We start from the raw sequence: 16,684 nt of genomic DNA, 5'->3' as shown, positions 1-16,684 counted from the left end.
GGTCATACAGTCCAGATCGAGAACACCCCGCGTGGAGCGGGGATCGGCGGGCGCAGCAGGTCGAGCTCGTCGTCGGTGAGGTAGAGGCCGCCGCCCGCGTGCGCGGCGGTGCGCGAGTGCCCGCCGACGGTCTCGGACTTGTTCCCGTCAGGCGGCGCGGCCAGTGCGCGCAGAACGGCGGTGCAGATCACGCCGGGTGCCGTGGCCGGCGGCGGGTCCGGCAAGTCCGGCACCCTCGCCCGCGCCAGGGCGGATGCATCCGCTATCAGCACCGCCGCGCGCGCCTGCTGCCCGGTGGTGAGGTCGTACTCGGTGCGTGCCTGCAGATCAGCGACGGTCGCCAACGGCACAGCGTGAGCCACAGGAGCATCACCGCCCCGCACCCTCGGTCGTGTCCTTGGGCGGGCGGCCTCCTGCGGCCCGCACACCGAGCTCGGCAGGCAGCTGCTTGAGCACGTCTACGGTCGCCTTGTCGACGACGTCGGCTTCCCCGTCGACGAAGGTGACACCCAAGTCATGCACAGTCAGCTGTGGATAGCGTGTGGACAGGAACTTCATCAGGCACCTCCGACGGTGAGTCCGGTGATCTTTCCGTGGGCGTTCTCCGGCCCGTACTCCAACCCGATCTCCCCGTAGATCTGGGCTTTGTCGGTCGAGCCGGTCTTCGCCAGCGGCTCGGAGAACAGGAACCCCTTGCCCGGCGTTTCCAGCAGCACCGGCGCGCACTGGTCGAGGGAGACGACTTCGACGGCGTCGGTGGGCATGTAGCGGTTGAGCATGATGTTGAGCGTGCCGAAGTCGGACTCGATCGTGGTCAGGTGCACGCCGCCGACGTTGCGGGTCTGCTCGCGGTAGTTCTTCTTCGTGACGAACTCGTTGGTCAGCTGGCGTTTCTGCCAGGCGTTGCACATCAGCGTCGCGGTCTCCGACACCTGAATACCGCCGGAAGTCCACACCTTCTGCAGGAGGTCGAGCACCATGACCTCGGTCAGCGGCGCGGCAGTCGCGTTGGTGATCACGTTCGTCTTCGTCGCTTCCAGGATCCCGCGCGTCTTGCGGACCTTCGAGTTGTCAGTGGGCTCCTGGAACGTGCCGGTGATGAAGGTGGCTTCGACATCGCGGCCGATCTGGATCAGCGCCTGCCGGGTCTGCCAGTCCATCTCGTTCGCCACCGGGTTCGTGCCTGGAATCGAGGCGGCATTCGGGTTGGCCGAGCCAGTCGCGGCGAACATGCCCTGCTGGGTCGCCTGGCGGGTATAGGTGATGCCGATCGCTTCCTGGTGGATCTCCAGCACGTTGCGGTCAGTGCCCCGGACACGGGTGTCCGGGCTGGGCGCGTCCGCTCCTTCGAGTCGCTGCCGGTTCGCGTCCGGTGCGCGCAGGTCGTAGACCTGCCAGGTGTGCACGACGGCGTTGGCGCGCTTGCCGCCGGTCAGGCCGCCGATGGCGGACAGGAACGGCGTGTCGGTCGGGGTCAGGGCGAACAGTTCGCCGACGAAGTTGGGGCTGTTGTAGGTGTTGGCGATCGCGGCCACACCAGGCATAAACACTCCAAAGCGTTGGGAAACAAGAAAGAGGGGGATTGCCCGGCGGCTAGCGCTGCTGGGCTTGTTCGGCCAGGCGCTGGTTCTTCAAGGTGATGGCGGTGGCCCAGTCACCGGCCCGCTCGGCCTCGGCGATCCGCGAGTCGTAACCCGCCGGACCGGACTGGCGCGCACCCTGCGACGGGTCCGGCGCCGGACGCCGCACAGCGACGCCGTCGGCAGTCCGGGCAAGGTGCGGGCGCGCGAGCAGGACGGCGGCCAAGTCCGCGGTGATCGTGGTGGTGTCGATCTCCCCGCCCTCGCCGATGTAGCGATCCCTGTCGTCGAGGTAGCGGGGCGCGTCGGTCGGGTCGGCCCAGCCGCTGGCGGCGGCGCGGATCTCCGCATCGACCGCCTTGCGGCGGAGGGCATCAACTTGCTGCTCGGCGGCCTGCGCGCGGGCGGTCGCCTTCTCCGCGTCGCTCTGCTGTGCGGCTTCCAGCTCGTCCAGCCTGGTCGCCTTGGCCTTGTGTTCCTTGGCGGCCTGCTCGGCTTTGCTCAGCTTGCCCTGCGCCTTCTCGTACAAGGCCTTGTAGTCCACGATGGCATCGCCAGCCGGGACCGGTGAGGTCGCGGACTGCTCGGTAGCGGCAGGCGACGCGGCCGGGATGTCAGCGGCGGGCGCGTGGGGATCGGTCACGAATTGTCCTCCGAACTCGGGGGTGAAATGCGGTGCTACGGGGCACCGTCGCGTAGGTAGCCGAAGCGACGTAGCTGGTCGATCAGCTCGTTCTCATCGCGGGCCGTGTCGACCAGCTGCGCCGCTGTCGGCCGGACGACACCGGACGTTCGATACCGGCTGCCGGGGCGCTTGGACAGCTCACCGAGCTGGCGGCCGACGCCGCGCACGGTGGTCGCCTCATGGGTGTACTCGTGGCCTCCGGCGGTGTAGACCGCGCCCTTGCGCCGAGCGTTGACCACGCGGGAGATGTCAGCTCCGGCGCGGATCGCAGCGGCGTCACCCTTGCCGAACGCCTTGTCCTGCTGCGCAGGCGTCATCCGATCGAACAGCGCCCGCGGATTGTTATCGCGTCGGATGGTGCGCCACTGCTCGCGCGTGATGGCCTTCATGCCGCATTCGCACTGCGGATGGCGCTCGAAACCCGTGCTGTAGCGGTAGACCCTGCCCGCGAGCTGGATGCACCGGCCGCAGGCCGGAAGATGCACGATCCGTTCGTATCCGGCGATCTCCGGTTCGACGATCGCCGCCGCAGTCGAGGCGAGCCGTCCGGCGTCGGCGGTCTCCGTCGCCACATACCGCAACAACCGCGCCAGCCCCAGCGCGTGCGCCTCCGACGGCGGCACGTCCAGGGCGGCGGCGCGGCGGTAGTAGGTGTAGGCGAAGTCCACCAGCACCGGCAAGGTCAGGCCCGTGGCGGCGTAGCCCGCGAAAGCTCCGGCCACCAGCGTGGCGAGCGGAGCGGACACCGCCCCCGCCGCCGCGAGAGTGCCGGCGACATAGAGCGGCGCCAACGCGGCCGAGTCGATCTGAGCTTGTTCGATCGCGGCCACGACTTGCGGCCGGACCTCGTCCTGCCAGGCCCGCGGGCCGGAGCCCCTGGCGGGCAGCTGGGCCCACGCGGCCTGCGCCTGGTTGACGGCAGTGCGGAGGATGCGTTGCTGGTCGGCGTAGTAGGCCGCGTCCACGCCCGGTGCGGCCGGTGCTGTCATCGGGTGGAGCTGCCCACGTAGTCGGCCTCACGGAACTGCACGGCCCGCGCGGGCCGCAACCGCGACCCGACCCCCACACTCGGCCGCTCGGCAGGCGTGGCTTCGTCCTCGGTGGCGGGGTCGGGTTTGGTGCCGTACTCGGCGGCGAGATCCCCACCTGCGACTCGGGCGTAGGCGTCGCGGTCTTCGGTTTCCATGTCCCGGATCTGCGCGTCGGAGTAGCCCAGAGCGCGTCGGGCGCTGCGCCGGGGCAGCAGCTTGTCCGCGCTGTAGAGCTTGACCACCCCGTCGGCCTGCGCGGCGAACGTCGGCGTGGCCGGGTCGACCCACTGGGTTTCCACCCGCAGCGCCTCCTCCGGCACACGACCGTCACGCACATGCAGAACGCGTTGGGCGACCTGGTTCCAGCTGTCGCCGAACGAGCGCTGGCGGCGCTCAGCGCGTTTGATGTGGCGAGACTCCGAAGACCGGATGCCTTCGGCGCTGGCAGGGTTTTCGGTGCTGTAGCCGAGGAAGTGTGGCGGCAGGCCGGACAGGCTCGCGACGAGCCGCGCGAGGGCGTTGAGGGTGTTGTGGAAGTTCGACAGGTCCGCCTCGGGGAACTGGCCGACCGCGACCCCATCGTCCTTCGGCGACTTCGCCGACGCCCACAGCACCCCCGCGACGGCCTCCCACGGAGTGAGCGGGTTTCCTTTGCTGTCAACGAAATCGTCTTTGTCGAAACCGAGGGCGTAGCGGCGGGGCATCGCGTGGAACTCGGCGGACACCATCATGTCGGTGGCGATCTTGCACGCCGCGTCCGACAACGGCAGGATGCTCGCCAGCTCCGAACGCCCCAGCCGCGGAACCGCGTTGCGACGCCGCCGGGTGCGGGGCCGGTTCACCAGCGGCACCACCGGCACCACGCCCATGCCGTGACCGTCGCGGTCGGTCTCCTCCCAGACCTTGCCGCCGCTGTCGGAGGAGAACCAGATGGTCTCGTTCGGCAGGTACAGCGTCGCGTAAGCCTCGGACAGATCCCCGTCTCCGTCGTCGGCGTACTGCCGCTTCAACGCCGCCCGCACCTCACGGGTACGCGGGTCGAGATCGACGTGCACGTCGAACGGCGACTCGACCGTCACCAGCGGTGCGGACGGCTTCTTCTCATTGGTGCCGACGATCGCGAACGACCGACCCAGCACCAGCGCATCGATGTGCGCCTGCTCCGAATACAGACCCAGCCGGTTCGCCTGCCAGATGTTCCACAGCTCCCGGTCGGCGGACTGCTCACCGCCGAGCCGGAAGCCGGTCACGTCGAGGCGCTCGTCCAGGCTGTCCACGACGAGCTCTGGCCAGTTGACGACCACCTGGCGCACGCGGTTGTCCAGTCGACGCAGCAGCTCCGGGTGCATGTACGACAACGATTGCTCGCCCTCGTAGTACGAGTCGTATAGCTCCAGCTGGGGGATCTGTGCGTCGTGCTGCCGTGTGATTCTGTTGATCCACTGGCTACTAGTCAGCTCGGCAAGCGACGTCATAGGGGCATCACCGCCGATAGGCTGGAATCATGACGAGCTGGATCACCGCAGTCGTAGGCGCGATAGGAGCTCTAGCAGGCGCGTGGGGAGGTCAGTGGATCGCGGCACGTCGAGACGACCGGCGCTGGCAACGTGAAGCCGATCGCGAGGACCTTCGCTGGGAACGCGAACAGGCGAAGTTGAATCTCGACTCAACGTTAAAGTGGTCCGAGAAAAGACTCGAATTCTACGGCAAGGTCCTTGCCGTTATCGATTCTACATATATTGAGCTTCAGAATTTTGTCGGAATCAGATATCGGCAAGCCGCTGCGTTTTCTGACGGACTCCCCATGATGCCTCGCGATTTCATCGATGGTCACGTTGATGAGATCTTTCAATCGGTGAGGCTCATTGCATCTACTCGTTCGGTTGACCTGGCCGAAGAGCTGCTTTCCAATCTTAAAGTAACAATCTCTAAGCTTCGTCATCCTACGCGCGCAGCGACGCCTACGCACGACATGAATCAGAAACTGGTAAATAACTTTGGGCAACGAATCGAAGAGCTTCGTGAGCAGTTCCGAAATGACCTCGGCGTGAACAAGGTGTCTACCCCATGACGACCATCCTGCTCGATTTCGCAGGCTTTTGGCCACGCAAGCGCCAACCCGAAACCGCCATGGCCGCGGTAGGGACGGCGTCGATGCGCTTGCCTGTCTTGCCACGCTGCGGCTTGTCAGGACGGATCAGATCCGGTTCGCCAGGCGGATGGCGCACTTCCACGGAGTCGAAGCAGAACTCGGCTACCGGGTTTCCGTGGTGCGACCAGCCACGAGAGCGGGTGAGGGTCATGAGTTCGGTCATGCCGTGGGTCATGGCCTTGTACGTCTGCGGCACCGGATACATCGGTACGCCGGTCCGCCGTTCGAGCCGCTGCCGGACAGGTTCGCCGGACCATTCGTCGTAGTCGATCTCGGCGACGCGCAGCAGGCCGGTGTCGGCGGTGATGTCGTCTTCGATGACGTCGTAGTCGATGACCTCGCCGGGCGTGGTGGTGATCCAGCCTTGTTCGACCCAGCGGGAGACGCGGCCGTCGGTGTGCTCGTCCAGGAACGTCACTCCGGCCTCGGGCAGCCAGAACCGCCAGAGCGCGGAGACATGCCCGTCGACGCCGTCCGGCACGATCAGGCAGAACGCCGTCAGGTCCAACTTGGACGCGAGGTCGAGCCCGCCCCACGCCGGGCGTTTGGCGAGCTGCTCGCGTAGTCGAGCGGGTTCGTCGGCCTTGGTGCCCGTGCACAACAGGTAGAGGTGCATCGGCATCCACCGCGTCGACTGCGCCACCCACTGGTTGAGCCGGTACTGCCGGAACGCGTTCTCCTTGGCGGGATCGTTGCGCGCCTCGAGCGCCTCCTCCCGCAGCGCGGCGAGGGACAAGAAGTCCCCCAGGGCGGGGTTGGAGTGGTACCAGTTCGCCTCGTCCCACGGGTCGGCGTCCTCGGGCAGGTTGCGCAGGTACACGAATCGGTGCGGCGCCCGCGCCGGGTCGTCGGCGATCTTGACGCACTCGTCGTGCTCAGCCTTCGCGAAGCTGCTCGGGTCATCCCCGGCGGTCGTCGCGGCGAGCAGGAGTGGTTCGAGGCGGGTGCCCATGCCGGTGCGCATGGCGTTCCAGAAGTCCCCGTTGGGCTGGGTGAGGACTTCGTCGAAGATGACGCAGGACGGGTTGGAGCCGAGGTTGCCCAGGGCGTCGGAGGGGACGACGGCGTAGACGGAGTTGGTTTTCTCGTCGACGATGCGGGCGGAGTGCTCGATCACCCGCAACCGGCGCGAGAGCACCGGGGAGAGGGCGACCATGCGGGAGGCGACCTTGAACACCAGCTTGGCCTGGTCAGTATCGCGGGCGCAGCCGTAGATCTCCGCGGACTCGACGCCGTCGCCGACAAGCATGTACAGCGCGACGAACGCCAGCAGCTCGCTCTTGCCGTTCTTGCGGGCGAGCTCGATCCAGCCGATGCGGTAGCGGCGGACGTAGCAGTCGGCTTCGTCGTCGAAGCGGACTTCGCCGAACAGTGGCCGGACGATCCCGTCGCGCTGCCAGGGCGAGAGCAGGAAGGGTTTGCGGGCCCAGCGGTCTTTGGTGTGGACACAGATTTCGTGGCAGAACGCGACCGCGTGGTCGGCGCGTGGTTCGCAGAAGTGGTCGCCGCGTTGGCGGCACGTCCTGCCGTCGAAAGTGCGTCCGCACTCCGGCAGCCCCGAGCGACCCGGTTTCTGGGTTCGTGGTGTGCGGGGCTTCGAGCTGCCGGAGCGCGGCGTGCTTGACCGCGGGGCCCGCCGCGTGGGCGTGGCTGGCGAATCGGACTTAGGAGAGGAGGCGGCCTGCGCCTTGCGAGGTGTCGCCATCGCCCACCTCGACCTTGATGGACTGGCGATCAGACGGCGTCAAACCGAACCGAGCCGCATACGTCAGGAACGTCCGTTCTGCCTCGGCCTGCACCTGCAACGCCGGGTTCTTCATCAACCCAGAACCACCCTGCACCAGCAACGCTGAGCCGTTCACCAGCTGGGTCGCGGACTTATAGCGGCCGAGAGCTTCGCAGAGCACGAGGAACGCGTCGGTGTCCCAGGCTGTCAGCACACCGCGCTGCTGCAATGCGGGCGCGAGGCGTTCCCAGACGCCGCGCGCGGCGTCGCTGGCCCAGTCCGGGCAGGTGATGTCGGATGCGGGCGGGACGGGTTCGGTGTCATTGATGCGGTCTGCGCGGTCGCCGTGCAGGATCCGAAGAGCAGTGGGTTTTCCAACGGGACCACGCTTGCCCATGAATCCTCCTCGTATCACTCGCTACCCTGGTGAGATGACCACGACAGATGCGGCTATAGAATCGACGGCCGATTCAAGAAAGCCGAGAAAGTCAGGTAAGCCGTTCTCGGCCAAACTTGCACGGTGGCTACTTGGTCCAATTTACGAAACATTGGATACGGCGAGCGCATACGGCCTTGATCGTCGCGTGATCAAGGTGGCCAAGCGTCGGGCCATCACGTGGCATCTATTCATGTATGCAACGACATTCATAAGTGCTTTTGTTGGGCTTTGGATCCACTATGCTATCAAGGCTGTGACTGGAAGTATCTCCGGCCACATTATATCTCCCGTCGGAGGACTGCTCGCCCTCGCAATTTTAGCCGCACCGGTCATGCTTCTGTACTGCCTTTGGGTGACACGAGGGCGAGCCAATCTTATTCCGTGCCGAGCAAGCTCAGCTCTCAATCGTTGCTACGCAAACCTTGACGCTGTCCTGCGGCTCCAAAAAATTGAACTCGAAGGCTTGCGCGACTGGAGAAAGTACCGCATCGCACGCGAGCGCATCCAGCGCCTACTTCGGGTAGATGCTAATGCGCTCACGAAAATTCTTTCGGCTGTGGCTTCACAGCAAGGAGACGACGCCCTTGCCGAGCTTCAGTACCTAGGCAGATGGCTGTGCTGGACATCGGAAAATATCAACGACAACTATCGGGCGACGGTCGCCATGGAATGCACGCTGTCGATGATCGCCCATGTAAGTGGAACTCGACTGCACCAGATTCTAGTTCTCGAAGAACCGCCCGATGAAGCGACATTGAGGCCACTTAAGCGGCGCGAGCTAGTCGACAACGCTATTCGCCGCCTAGAAAGTCGGCTAGGACTCACGCTCGTTGCCGGTGTCGCAGGAGCGATAGCGGCGAGTTTCAAACTGTTCACCTAAACCGGGCGGCGCCACCCTGCACTGCTGGTGCCGCCCGGTGAGGCCGGTCAGCTGCCGGAGGTGCGGCCTCGGCCGGAGCTGGCGGCGCGGCGGCTGAACGCGCGCCGGACGCCCGCGACGGCACGTGCGAAACGTTGACGCATGGGCTACTCCTTTCCGTCGATGGTGTCGTTGTCGGTGGGTAGGGTGATCCCGAGGGTATGAGCAACGGCGTACCCGTCGAGGTACTTGTCTCCAACCGGCAGCAGCCGCGCGGCGGCGAGGAACGCGTCTTTGTCTTCGCGGGTTTTGAAGCAGACGGCGAACCAGTACTCGGAGTCGGTGGCCAGCTTGAACCGCTCGTCCTCGCGCTTGGTCCGCTCCCGGAACCCCTTCGCGAGCGCGTCGAGTTCGGCGTCGGAGTCCTTGGCCAGGTCGCCGGAGTAGTCGACGTCGGCCAGCGGGTCGGGTTCGGGTTCGGCGTTGAGCTGCGCGAGCAGCTCGTCCTGTGAGGTATGTCCGCCAATCGCGGCGCTGGCTTGGAGCTGGGCGAGGAGGTCATCGTGCGAGTCCACGGCGGAACACCTCCAGGTCAGCGAGCGGGAACCAGTCCAAGATCCGTTGGTAGTCGTCGGGTGCGTGCTGGCGGATGGGGTCGAGGAAGCGGAAGTCGAGGCCGTCGAAGGAGCGGCCGAACCACTCGTACTCCGGCGGCAGCGGGCACGCGTGCTCGGCGAGGGCCTGGCGGACGTCGGCGATGCGCCAGTCCCACACGATCGACACCCGCCGCAGGTGCTCGCGTTTCGGGCCGTGGGTGACCATCGCCATCCGGCGGTTGGGTGAGTCCGCGGCGCGGACCCCGTCGGCGTTCCAGGCGCCGGGGTTGCCGGTGTCGTCGCGGACGGCGTCGGCGATCTCCTGATACGTGGGTTCGGGGAACTGGGCGGCTTCGATGATTGCGCACCGCTCGGGTGGCTGGAACACGAACGCGTTGAGCCACCGGTAGAGCGTCGGGTGCGGCAGATTCAGGATCTTCTGCCCGAAGAAGTCCTCGTAGAACTTCAGCGAGTCCTCGATGAAGCGCAGACCGGGCACGAGGTACAGGTGGTACGGGACGACGGCGATGCCGGCCTCGCGCATCGCCAGCCACGCCGCGAGGCTGTCCTTGCCTCGGGAGAACCCGAGCAAAACCGGTTTCCCCTCGGCCGCGATCTCGGCCCGGATCTGCTCCGAGGGCGTGATGCCGTCAACGGTGATCGGCATGAGCACCACCTGCCCGTGTGGTAACCGGGTTTCCATTCGGCAACCTGGTTACCATCGCCAGGTGAGTAACCTCATCGAAAAGAGCGCGGCCGAGCTGGAGCGTGTGCTGGAGCAGATCGAGCAGGCCGCTGAGCAAGCCGCGGGATGGCTGGGTGAGCGGGATCGTCTTATCGTGCAAGCGAAAGCGCTCGGCGGCAGTCACCGGCAGATCGCGTCCCGTTCGGACCTCTCGCACGCCGGGGTCGGGAAGCTGATCGCCCGGGAAACGGCTCCGGGCAGCGGCTCGGCGGACGTGGGTTAGGCGTCGGCGGAAACTTGGCAAGACGGAAACGGGCCTCAGTGGCTTGTGCCTGCCGGGCTGGCTCGGGGGTGGTCCCCCTGGGTGCCTGCCGGGCGGGCCGGTGGGGCGGCTGAGCGGGTCGGTCACGGCTGGTTGAACCCTCCTCGGGTTCGGGGGTCGGTGGCAGTGATGTGGGCATGGCAGCGGCCACAGAGCCCCCGGCCACAGCTCGGGTCATCGGGGTCCAGCCCTGCGGCCACCAGCTCCCGGCGGATGCGCGGCCAGTGATCGGCCACGGTGGACGGCTGACTGCACGGATGCCCGGCATGAGCCGGGCATGTGGCCTGGTCACAGCGGCACACGGGATCGCGGGTGAGCACGGCCGGGCGGAATCGGGAGCGGTGCGCGGCGGCGTAGCCACGGTCGGCACTGGTGCCTCCGGCTCGGCGGGCCCTGGTGCGGCAGGCCGGGCAGCGGCCCCCGGTCGAGGTGATGTTCGGGCATCCCGGACGCGAACACGTGCGGGCGGCGCGGGCAGGCACACGCACCACCCCGATCCCGGTAGGCGCACGGAGCAGAGCCTCACCACCCCTGCGGGTGGTGAGGCTCTGCGGGTCACGGTGCTACTCGGCCGGTGCCGGTGCGGTGATCCACCGGGCGGGCATGTGTCCAGGCCGGAGTACGGCCACCCGGTCCAGCCCTGCCAGCATCTTCACCAGGTCAGTGACACTCAGCTTGGCTTGAGAGCACAGGAACTGGATCTCGGCTACGGCACTGGCCGGGTTGAGCACCACGGCGGCTACCCCGGAGTGCAGCTCTGCGGTGTGTGCGGAGTAGTCGGCCGGGTGAGTCCACTGCCGGGGCGGAAACCCACCCTTGCGGAGCCACTCGGCAAATCCTTGACCCAGCTCGGCCAAGCGGGTCTCATCCAGCGGGCGGCTCATCCGGTGATCGGTGATCAGGTCCCGGATCTCGGCCAATACGGCTGTCGGGTCCATGTCAGGCCACCTGGAAAAGGGTGAAAGCGGCTTCCTTGGTGTCCTTGGCCTTGCCCAACAGGGCCCTCTCAGCCCGGATGCGGGCTGCATTCTGGTCATCGCGGACCGGGGCGAAGTGGTCCAGGTATTCCACCACGGTCTGGTACCCAGACCAGTGCGTGCCCTTGGCTTTCTTGCCTTTGATGTTCTCATTGGTCTCACCCTTGAAAATCCCCATGAGGGTGGTGGTCAACAAGTCATCCCGGTCTTTCACGGCATTGTTCGAGTCCTGGTCCGGGGCAGGCCAGATTTCCCGGCACAGTTTCTCGAAGTCCCGGATGGTCAGATCGGCATTGATCATCTTCTCGGCCTCGTCGGCGAACGCGTCTCGGTAGGCAAAGCTGATCTTGAGTGCTTCTCTGGCCTCAAGGATGCGCTGTGGCGCGTTGGGCGAGTGCCGGACGGTGTAGCGGGACCGGAAGTTGTACAGGGCAGCGGCTTGGGTGTTGGCACACACCACCCGGACCGGGGTGATCAGGAACTCCGAGGACTTGCCGGGCCGGAAGTAGTTGAACCCAGCCAAGTTCAACTCCACCGGGTCAACGCCACCCACCAGGATGCCTTTGGGCAGCCGGGCGGTAATGAAGGTGTCGAGTCCACCCCGCAACGATCCGGCGGTGTCCACAATGGCCCCTGACTCATCCAGCAAAGCTTGCAGGGTCTCACCCATGACCTCGTTCGAGATCGGGGTGTAGTCCAGGCCGCCCACACTGAGCACCTCGGGCAGCCCGGTCACAGGGTGGGTGCGGACCACGGCCCGATGGTTGGGCACCTCCACGGCCATGGCGGTGTCATGCTCATCCACCATCCGGCTGTCATCCTGCCCGTCATGATCCCCGGTGACACAGAGGTCATCATGGCGGTCACCCTTGGGCTTGGAGCACTCCACACACTTACCATTCGGCACAGCGGCCACCATCGGCTCCATGCGGACATCCCAGTTGGCCAGCTTGCCCAACTTCAAAGCTTCCGGAACGGTCATCGGACCGGGGGCAACAATACCCAAACGGTGCCAGGCCGGAGTATTGGCGGACACATGAGCGGCGGTGCCATCTTCAAAGATTTCAATCTCATGAGACATGAGTGGGTTTCCTTTTGCAGAATCCGGTCACCTCGGAGCGGGTGAATCCGGGTGCTTGATGCAGACACCACAGATGCTACCGGAAACTGGAATCTTGTCTAGCATTTCTTTCTAAATGGAACGCAGTTGCTCCGTATTGATTGCTCGCGCGGCGAGAGCAACTCCGGCGAGCAGGAATACTGCACGGAAAAACACGTGAGGCCCGGTGGTGCACCACCGGGCCTCACGTTGTTCATTTCGATATCAGTGTCTGCATCAACCGAAAAGGAACGAAGCCCATTGTGCCCGAACCTGGTAGTCGTGTCGAGTACGTGATCATGGCCACCCCTGGTGGTCGGCGAAGCGACGCAAGGCCTCTTGGGCATCGTGGTCGGTATCGAGGTCGTCCTTGTCCAGCAGCATGGCGAGCCAGGTCAGCGTGGCGTGGAGGTCCTGGCGTTCCACAGAGGTGGCGGGTTCGGGCAGTGCTGGTGGCGTCCCGGTGTCTCCGGTGAGGTGGAAGTACAACTTTGCGTAGGCTTGTTCTGCCGAGGTCACCAGCCCATCACCCGTCGCCACAGTGCTTGGAACTGGGGTTTGCGGATGTGTGGCTCGATCGCGGCTTTCCATTGCCACAGCTGGGCGAAGCCGTCGCGGGTGAGGCGCATGCGGCGGCCGGAGGTGAACACGAGGCCGTCGGTGTCGGCTTGGGTGTGGTCTTCGATGGTGACGTCGTCGGGCAGCAGGCCTATGTCGAGGTCGAGGTAGGCGAGATACAGCACGCGCATGCGACGTAGATGCGTGGAGAGGTGTTCGTAGAGTTCGAGGTCGTGGCGTTGGGTGTCGTCGAGGCCGGCGCGGTAGCGGATGTAGGCCTCCCCGGTGAGCAGGTCGAATTCGGGGCTGGGCGCGGGGTCGGCGAGGGCGGTCATGGCCTGGCCTCGGCGATGAGGTCGCGGTAGTCCTCGGAGTCCAGCGCCCACAGGTCGGGTCCGACCATCCCGGAGCTGACGCGCTGTGCGGCGGCGTGCTCGTCGCACCAGGGTTCGGAGCCGTCGGTGTCGAGTCCGGTGCTGGGTTCGCCGCAGCTGGGTTCGGTGCAGGTGGCGCAGCTCTCGCATAGGTAGGGCCCGACGCGTATTCCCCACAGCGCGGTGTGGACCACGGCGAAGGTGGCCGGGGTGTCGTCGTTGACGCACAACGGTTGTGGTGTCATGCGGGGTTCGCCTGCCCGTCGAGGTGCACGCCGTCGCGGACGTAGCGGGGCCCGGCCCAGAACTGTTCGACGACGAGCCGGGTCGCCACGTCGAACAGTGGCCGTCCGGAGCTCGTGCGCGGCGCGGCGTCCCAGACGGCCCGTTCGATCTGCATCCACAGGTTTTTCGCGGCGGGTGCGCAGTTCGGCCTGTCGATGGTGGCGATCCGCATTCCGATCGGGCTGGGTTCGCCGAGCACGAACTCAGCGGGCAGTCCGCCGACCAGCACGTAGATGGTGTCGTCGTCGATGACGTGGACGCCGAAGACCACGCCGTCAGGTTTGTTGAGGTGTGTCGCGCTGGTGAGCGCGGCGTGGATGAGGCGGGCCGCGTCGGCGATGTCGGTTGCGGGGGCGTGGACCGCCCCGGTGGAGTCGGTCACGCGAAGTCCTTGTCGTCGTTGAGGGTGGTGACGCCGTGGCTGTGGTGGTCGAATTTCGCTGCCCAGACCGCGGGTTGCAGCCAGACGATGAAGCTGAACCAGGGATGTCCGTTGCCGCAGCGTGGAAGGTCACCTCGCACGGTGTCTTCGATCTCGCGGCGTAGCCGCAGCGCCGAGGCGGTGTAGTACTCGGGGGCGAGCTGCGAGTCGGCGGCCTTCTCGGTGTGCTGGCCGAGCAGGAACGTGTCATCGAGGCCGCCGACGGTGATCATCAGCGAGTCGTTGTTGACCACGTAGACCCGCACGTCGGCGTTGATCGGGATCAGCCCGAGTGCCCGGTCCAGTACGAGGACGGTGTAAAGGGAGTCGGCGGCCGCCAGGATCGGCGGCCGCCGATCACCGAAGTCGAGCCGGTTCACCGCAGCCACCTGACCAGCACCTGGCCGAGTGAGCGGACGCGCTCGGCCAGGTGGAAGTGGCGAACCGCGACGCGGCTGGGCTGGTGCGTGGCCTGTTGTTCGTCGGTGAGCAGCACGATCGAGCAGCGGGCGAACCGGTGAACCCCGTTGTGGACCCAGTTGTGGGACTCCACCGTGTCACCGACATTGCAGAGGACCATGTCGCCGAGTTCGGTGTCGATGTGCTCGTCCTCGACGCCGAATACCGCGATGTCGATCAGCCATGGCGACGCGGTCAGGTACCGGTACACCACGGCGGAGAATCGCAGCTGTTCGTAATCGTCGGGCAGGGTCGCGACGAGATGGCGCGCCAGCTCCGGCACAGAGGTCAGATGTGCGGTTTCGACGGCTCGTCGCCCGAAGAATTCGGAGTTCGGGCCTGGCCGGTCCTTCCGGCTCACAACAGGCTTGAGTGGCTTTTTTCTGTCCAGCAAGGCAAACACTCTCCACAGGTGATGGGATGCCCGGAGAATTGAATTGCGGCTGCAATTCGGACGGGCTCCATTCATCCTGTGTCAGAAATGGCCACCAGGGCAATCATTTTAAATGCAGTCATTGTCACTGGAGTAAACGCGGAAAGCGCGGCATCAATGAATTGTCATTACCTGGCGATTCGCGGCGTGGCCATGGGCGATGCGGGGCATGCGCGGGTGGCGGCACGCGGCGTGCCGGGAAGGGGGCCGGGGCCGCGCGCTGCCGGTGCCGTCACCCGGACATGACGAAGGCCCCGCCGCGCCGAGGGGGGAGGTAGCGCGTGCGGGGCCTTCTAGGGTCTATCACACGGCTGGCTGCAGATACAGCTCTGCCGAGCCCGACCAGTATGGCGCTCTCATGATCATGCTGTCAAGGCTATTCGCAGTCCAGGGCGAGGGTTTCCCGTTGCTGGGCCCGGAGAACCTGCCCGAGCCGCTCCCATGTGTCAGCGCTCCACCGGGTTTCGCACGCCGCGCACACGACGTCGACGCGCTCGGTGTTGATGCCGAGCGCGGGTTGGCGGACCCATTCGTCGTCGATCTCGGACCACACGAGGACGGTGGTGTGCCCGCAGGTGGGGCAGGCGTGGCCGCGTAGCCGGAACCGCGGGGGCGGGTCGAGCACGGCGCGGCCGGCGGCCACCCAGCGTTCGGCCTCGCGTGCCGCGAAGACCAGATAGTCGGGGTCGTCGAACTGCCACTGCTCGGCATACGAGGCCCAGACGCGGACCTGCCCGGCGAGGCGTTCACGACGGCTCGTCCCGAACAGGTCCCGGCCGAGCGCGGCCAGCGCGGTCCGCATGGCCTGGCTGATCTGCGCGACCAGCTCCAGCGCGTTGAGCGACGCCGGGGGCCGCGAGCCGGGCGCCGACGTGCCGGAACGTTCCGTGCCCGGTTCGGTGGCCTGCACGAGCTGGTCGAGCAGACACGGCGTGGCGGCGTTCTCGAGGGTTCCGTCGTCGCGGGTCACCGTGACCTGGGCGGGCTGGGTCAGCTGGTCGATCGCGGCGTCGAACGCCAGCCGGGTCATCACCGGGTCGATCGCCTGCTCGGTGCCGAGTGAGTCGAGGGTGTGGGTCATGGCGTGGTCTCCCAGTCGGTCGAGTGGCGGGTGGTGGCGGCACGGGTGAGTTGGGCGCGGCGCAGGCGTGAGGTGTGCATGCGGGTCACCGGGTCGCGGGTGTCGCGTACCCCGAGGCGGTTGCGGCTCAGCGGCGTGCACCTGCGGCCTTTCCTGGCTGGGCAGAACGGGCATGGCACCGTCCGCGCCAGCGCGCGGACGCCCGTCACGGGCACTGTCCCCGGCGGCGGTCGGTGCCCTTGAGCACGACGGTCGTGGCCATCTCGGTGAGCCGGGACGCGACTCGTTCGCCGAGGTGAGCAGCCAGCTGCGCCGGGGGCACGTTGCTGGTGAGCACGGTGGGCAGCGCGTTGTTGTACCGGTGGTTGATCAACCGGTAGTTGATCTCCTCGACCCATTCGCTGGACTTGGCCGCGCCGAGGTCGTCGAGCATCAGCAGCCCGACCTGCGCGTAGCCGGTGAACACCGCCTCGGAGTCGACTCCGGCGCGCGGGCGGAGTTCGGCGTAGAGGTCGGCGGTGGTGGCCACCGAGATCGTGTTGGGGAGCCCGGCCTCGACCAGGTAGCGCAGCGCGCCGAACGCCTGGTGGGTCTTGCCGCGCCCGGTCGCGCCGAGCAGCACCAAGGAATCCCCGTACACCGTGCCGCTCACCAGCGCCCGCCGGGCGGGCAGCAGCCGATCGCACCACGCCTTGACCTGCGGATCGTCGAGCTCGGCGGTGCGGTAGCGGGCCGGGGTGTGCTGTTGGCGGGCGCGGATCCGGCGGTCGCGCTGCTCGGCGTGCCACTCCTCGCGCAGTGCCGCCTCCCGCTCGGCCTGGGCAAGTTCGGCCTGCTCGTCGGTGAGCTCGGGTGCGGCGGCGTGGCGTCCGGACAGCCAGACCGCGGCCGTGTCGGAGATGGGGGTCGGGTTGCGGGTCAT

The 16,684-nt window shown here is 66.5% G+C and carries 24 protein-coding genes; 3 read left to right on the top strand and 21 right to left on the bottom strand.

All coding sequences use genetic code 11. The features are described from left to right. Positions 1–2: 2 nt before the first annotated feature. From ACFV15_RS13430 to ACFV15_RS13405, 6 genes are read right to left on the bottom strand one after another with little or no spacing between them, the layout of a single operon-like run. Positions 3–344, bottom strand: a complete 342-nt coding sequence (locus tag ACFV15_RS13430; RefSeq protein ID WP_378350495.1) for a hypothetical protein — start codon at positions 342–344, stop codon at positions 3–5. A gap of 25 nt (positions 345–369) precedes the next feature. After that, entirely contained in the window at positions 370–558 is a 189-nt protein-coding gene (locus ACFV15_RS13425; RefSeq protein ID WP_378350494.1) for a hypothetical protein, read from the bottom strand. After that, the gene (locus ACFV15_RS13420) at positions 558–1,544 is read right to left on the bottom strand and encodes a DUF5309 family protein (RefSeq protein WP_378350493.1); all 987 of its coding nucleotides are present in this window, start codon (positions 1,542–1,544) and stop codon (positions 558–560) included. Before ACFV15_RS13420 ends, ACFV15_RS13425 begins: the two co-directional genes overlap by 1 nt. 49 nt (positions 1,545–1,593) lie before the next feature. Beyond that, a complete protein-coding gene (locus ACFV15_RS13415; protein ID WP_378350492.1) occupies positions 1,594–2,223 on the bottom strand; it encodes a hypothetical protein in 630 nt (209 codons plus the stop codon). A gap of 35 nt (positions 2,224–2,258) precedes the next feature. Continuing rightward, a complete protein-coding gene (locus ACFV15_RS13410) occupies positions 2,259–3,254 on the bottom strand; it encodes a hypothetical protein (protein ID WP_378350491.1) in 996 nt (331 codons plus the stop codon). Further along, positions 3,251–4,771 (bottom strand): phage portal protein, encoded by a 1,521-nt coding sequence (locus ACFV15_RS13405; RefSeq protein WP_378350490.1) that lies wholly within the window; start codon positions 4,769–4,771, stop codon positions 3,251–3,253. The genes ACFV15_RS13410 and ACFV15_RS13405 overlap by 4 nt, the downstream gene beginning before the upstream one ends. Before the next feature lie 29 nt (positions 4,772–4,800). Between ACFV15_RS13405 and ACFV15_RS13400 the strand changes: the two genes are divergently transcribed. Beyond that, entirely contained in the window at positions 4,801–5,367 is a 567-nt protein-coding gene (locus ACFV15_RS13400; RefSeq protein WP_378350489.1) for a hypothetical protein, read from the top strand. Here ACFV15_RS13400 and ACFV15_RS13395 read toward each other — a convergent pair. After that, positions 5,357–7,153 (bottom strand): terminase large subunit, encoded by a 1,797-nt coding sequence (locus tag ACFV15_RS13395; protein WP_378350488.1) that lies wholly within the window; start codon positions 7,151–7,153, stop codon positions 5,357–5,359. The genes ACFV15_RS13400 and ACFV15_RS13395 overlap by 11 nt on opposite strands. After that, positions 7,113–7,571: a phage terminase small subunit P27 family gene (locus ACFV15_RS13390; RefSeq protein WP_378350487.1), complete on the bottom strand. Its 459-nt coding sequence runs from the start codon at positions 7,569–7,571 to the stop codon at positions 7,113–7,115. The genes ACFV15_RS13395 and ACFV15_RS13390 overlap by 41 nt, the downstream gene beginning before the upstream one ends. Positions 7,572–7,605: 34 nt before the next feature. Here ACFV15_RS13390 and ACFV15_RS13385 point away from each other — a divergent pair, with 34 nt between their 5' ends. Then, a complete protein-coding gene (locus ACFV15_RS13385) occupies positions 7,606–8,493 on the top strand; it encodes a hypothetical protein (RefSeq protein WP_378350486.1) in 888 nt (295 codons plus the stop codon). 146 nt (positions 8,494–8,639) lie between these two features. On the opposite strand, the gene ACFV15_RS13380 is transcribed toward ACFV15_RS13385, so the two are convergent. Both ACFV15_RS13380 and ACFV15_RS13375 read right to left on the bottom strand, forming a co-directional pair. Next, on the bottom strand, positions 8,640–9,047 hold the full coding sequence (locus tag ACFV15_RS13380; protein WP_378350485.1) for a hypothetical protein: 408 nt from the start codon (positions 9,045–9,047) through the stop codon (positions 8,640–8,642). Further along, a complete protein-coding gene (locus tag ACFV15_RS13375) occupies positions 9,031–9,735 on the bottom strand; it encodes a hypothetical protein (RefSeq protein ID WP_378350484.1) in 705 nt (234 codons plus the stop codon). Before ACFV15_RS13375 ends, ACFV15_RS13380 begins: the two co-directional genes overlap by 17 nt. 61 nt (positions 9,736–9,796) lie before the next feature. Here ACFV15_RS13375 and ACFV15_RS13370 point away from each other — a divergent pair, with 61 nt between their 5' ends. Beyond that, entirely contained in the window at positions 9,797–10,036 is a 240-nt protein-coding gene (locus tag ACFV15_RS13370) for a hypothetical protein (protein ID WP_378350483.1), read from the top strand. 602 nt (positions 10,037–10,638) lie between these two features. Here the strand turns inward: ACFV15_RS13370 and ACFV15_RS13365 are convergent. From ACFV15_RS13365 to ACFV15_RS13315, 11 genes are all read right to left on the bottom strand, one after another. After that, on the bottom strand, positions 10,639–11,013 hold the full coding sequence (locus tag ACFV15_RS13365) for a hypothetical protein (RefSeq protein WP_378350482.1): 375 nt from the start codon (positions 11,011–11,013) through the stop codon (positions 10,639–10,641). A gap of 1 nt (position 11,014) precedes the next feature. Then, positions 11,015–12,133: a DUF932 domain-containing protein gene (locus tag ACFV15_RS13360; RefSeq protein ID WP_378350481.1), complete on the bottom strand. Its 1,119-nt coding sequence runs from the start codon at positions 12,131–12,133 to the stop codon at positions 11,015–11,017. Positions 12,134–12,448: 315 nt separating this feature from the next. Beyond that, a complete protein-coding gene (locus tag ACFV15_RS13355) occupies positions 12,449–12,670 on the bottom strand; it encodes a hypothetical protein (RefSeq protein ID WP_378350480.1) in 222 nt (73 codons plus the stop codon). After that, positions 12,667–13,044, bottom strand: a complete 378-nt coding sequence (locus tag ACFV15_RS13350; RefSeq protein WP_378350479.1) for a hypothetical protein — start codon at positions 13,042–13,044, stop codon at positions 12,667–12,669. Before ACFV15_RS13350 ends, ACFV15_RS13355 begins: the two co-directional genes overlap by 4 nt. Beyond that, a complete protein-coding gene (locus tag ACFV15_RS13345) occupies positions 13,041–13,328 on the bottom strand; it encodes a hypothetical protein (protein WP_378350478.1) in 288 nt (95 codons plus the stop codon). Before ACFV15_RS13345 ends, ACFV15_RS13350 begins: the two co-directional genes overlap by 4 nt. Then, on the bottom strand, positions 13,325–13,750 hold the full coding sequence (locus ACFV15_RS13340; RefSeq protein WP_378350477.1) for a hypothetical protein: 426 nt from the start codon (positions 13,748–13,750) through the stop codon (positions 13,325–13,327). Before ACFV15_RS13340 ends, ACFV15_RS13345 begins: the two co-directional genes overlap by 4 nt. Next, positions 13,747–14,178, bottom strand: coding sequence for a hypothetical protein (locus ACFV15_RS13335; protein ID WP_378350476.1), 432 nt, complete (start codon positions 14,176–14,178; stop codon positions 13,747–13,749). The genes ACFV15_RS13340 and ACFV15_RS13335 overlap by 4 nt, the downstream gene beginning before the upstream one ends. After that, positions 14,166–14,642 (bottom strand): hypothetical protein, encoded by a 477-nt coding sequence (locus ACFV15_RS13330; protein ID WP_378350475.1) that lies wholly within the window; start codon positions 14,640–14,642, stop codon positions 14,166–14,168. The genes ACFV15_RS13335 and ACFV15_RS13330 overlap by 13 nt, the downstream gene beginning before the upstream one ends. Before the next feature lie 415 nt (positions 14,643–15,057). After that, positions 15,058–15,762 (bottom strand): hypothetical protein, encoded by a 705-nt coding sequence (locus ACFV15_RS13325; RefSeq protein WP_378350474.1) that lies wholly within the window; start codon positions 15,760–15,762, stop codon positions 15,058–15,060. After that, positions 15,759–15,971: a hypothetical protein gene (locus ACFV15_RS13320; RefSeq protein ID WP_378350473.1), complete on the bottom strand. Its 213-nt coding sequence runs from the start codon at positions 15,969–15,971 to the stop codon at positions 15,759–15,761. The genes ACFV15_RS13325 and ACFV15_RS13320 overlap by 4 nt, the downstream gene beginning before the upstream one ends. Further along, positions 15,968–16,684, bottom strand: a complete 717-nt coding sequence (locus ACFV15_RS13315) for an ATP-binding protein (RefSeq protein ID WP_378350472.1) — start codon at positions 16,682–16,684, stop codon at positions 15,968–15,970. Before ACFV15_RS13315 ends, ACFV15_RS13320 begins: the two co-directional genes overlap by 4 nt.

The organism is Amycolatopsis sp. NPDC059657 (assembly GCF_042734395.1).
Classification (GTDB): domain Bacteria; phylum Actinomycetota; class Actinomycetes; order Mycobacteriales; family Pseudonocardiaceae; genus Amycolatopsis.
This window is presented reverse-complemented; position numbering and strand designations above follow the sequence as displayed.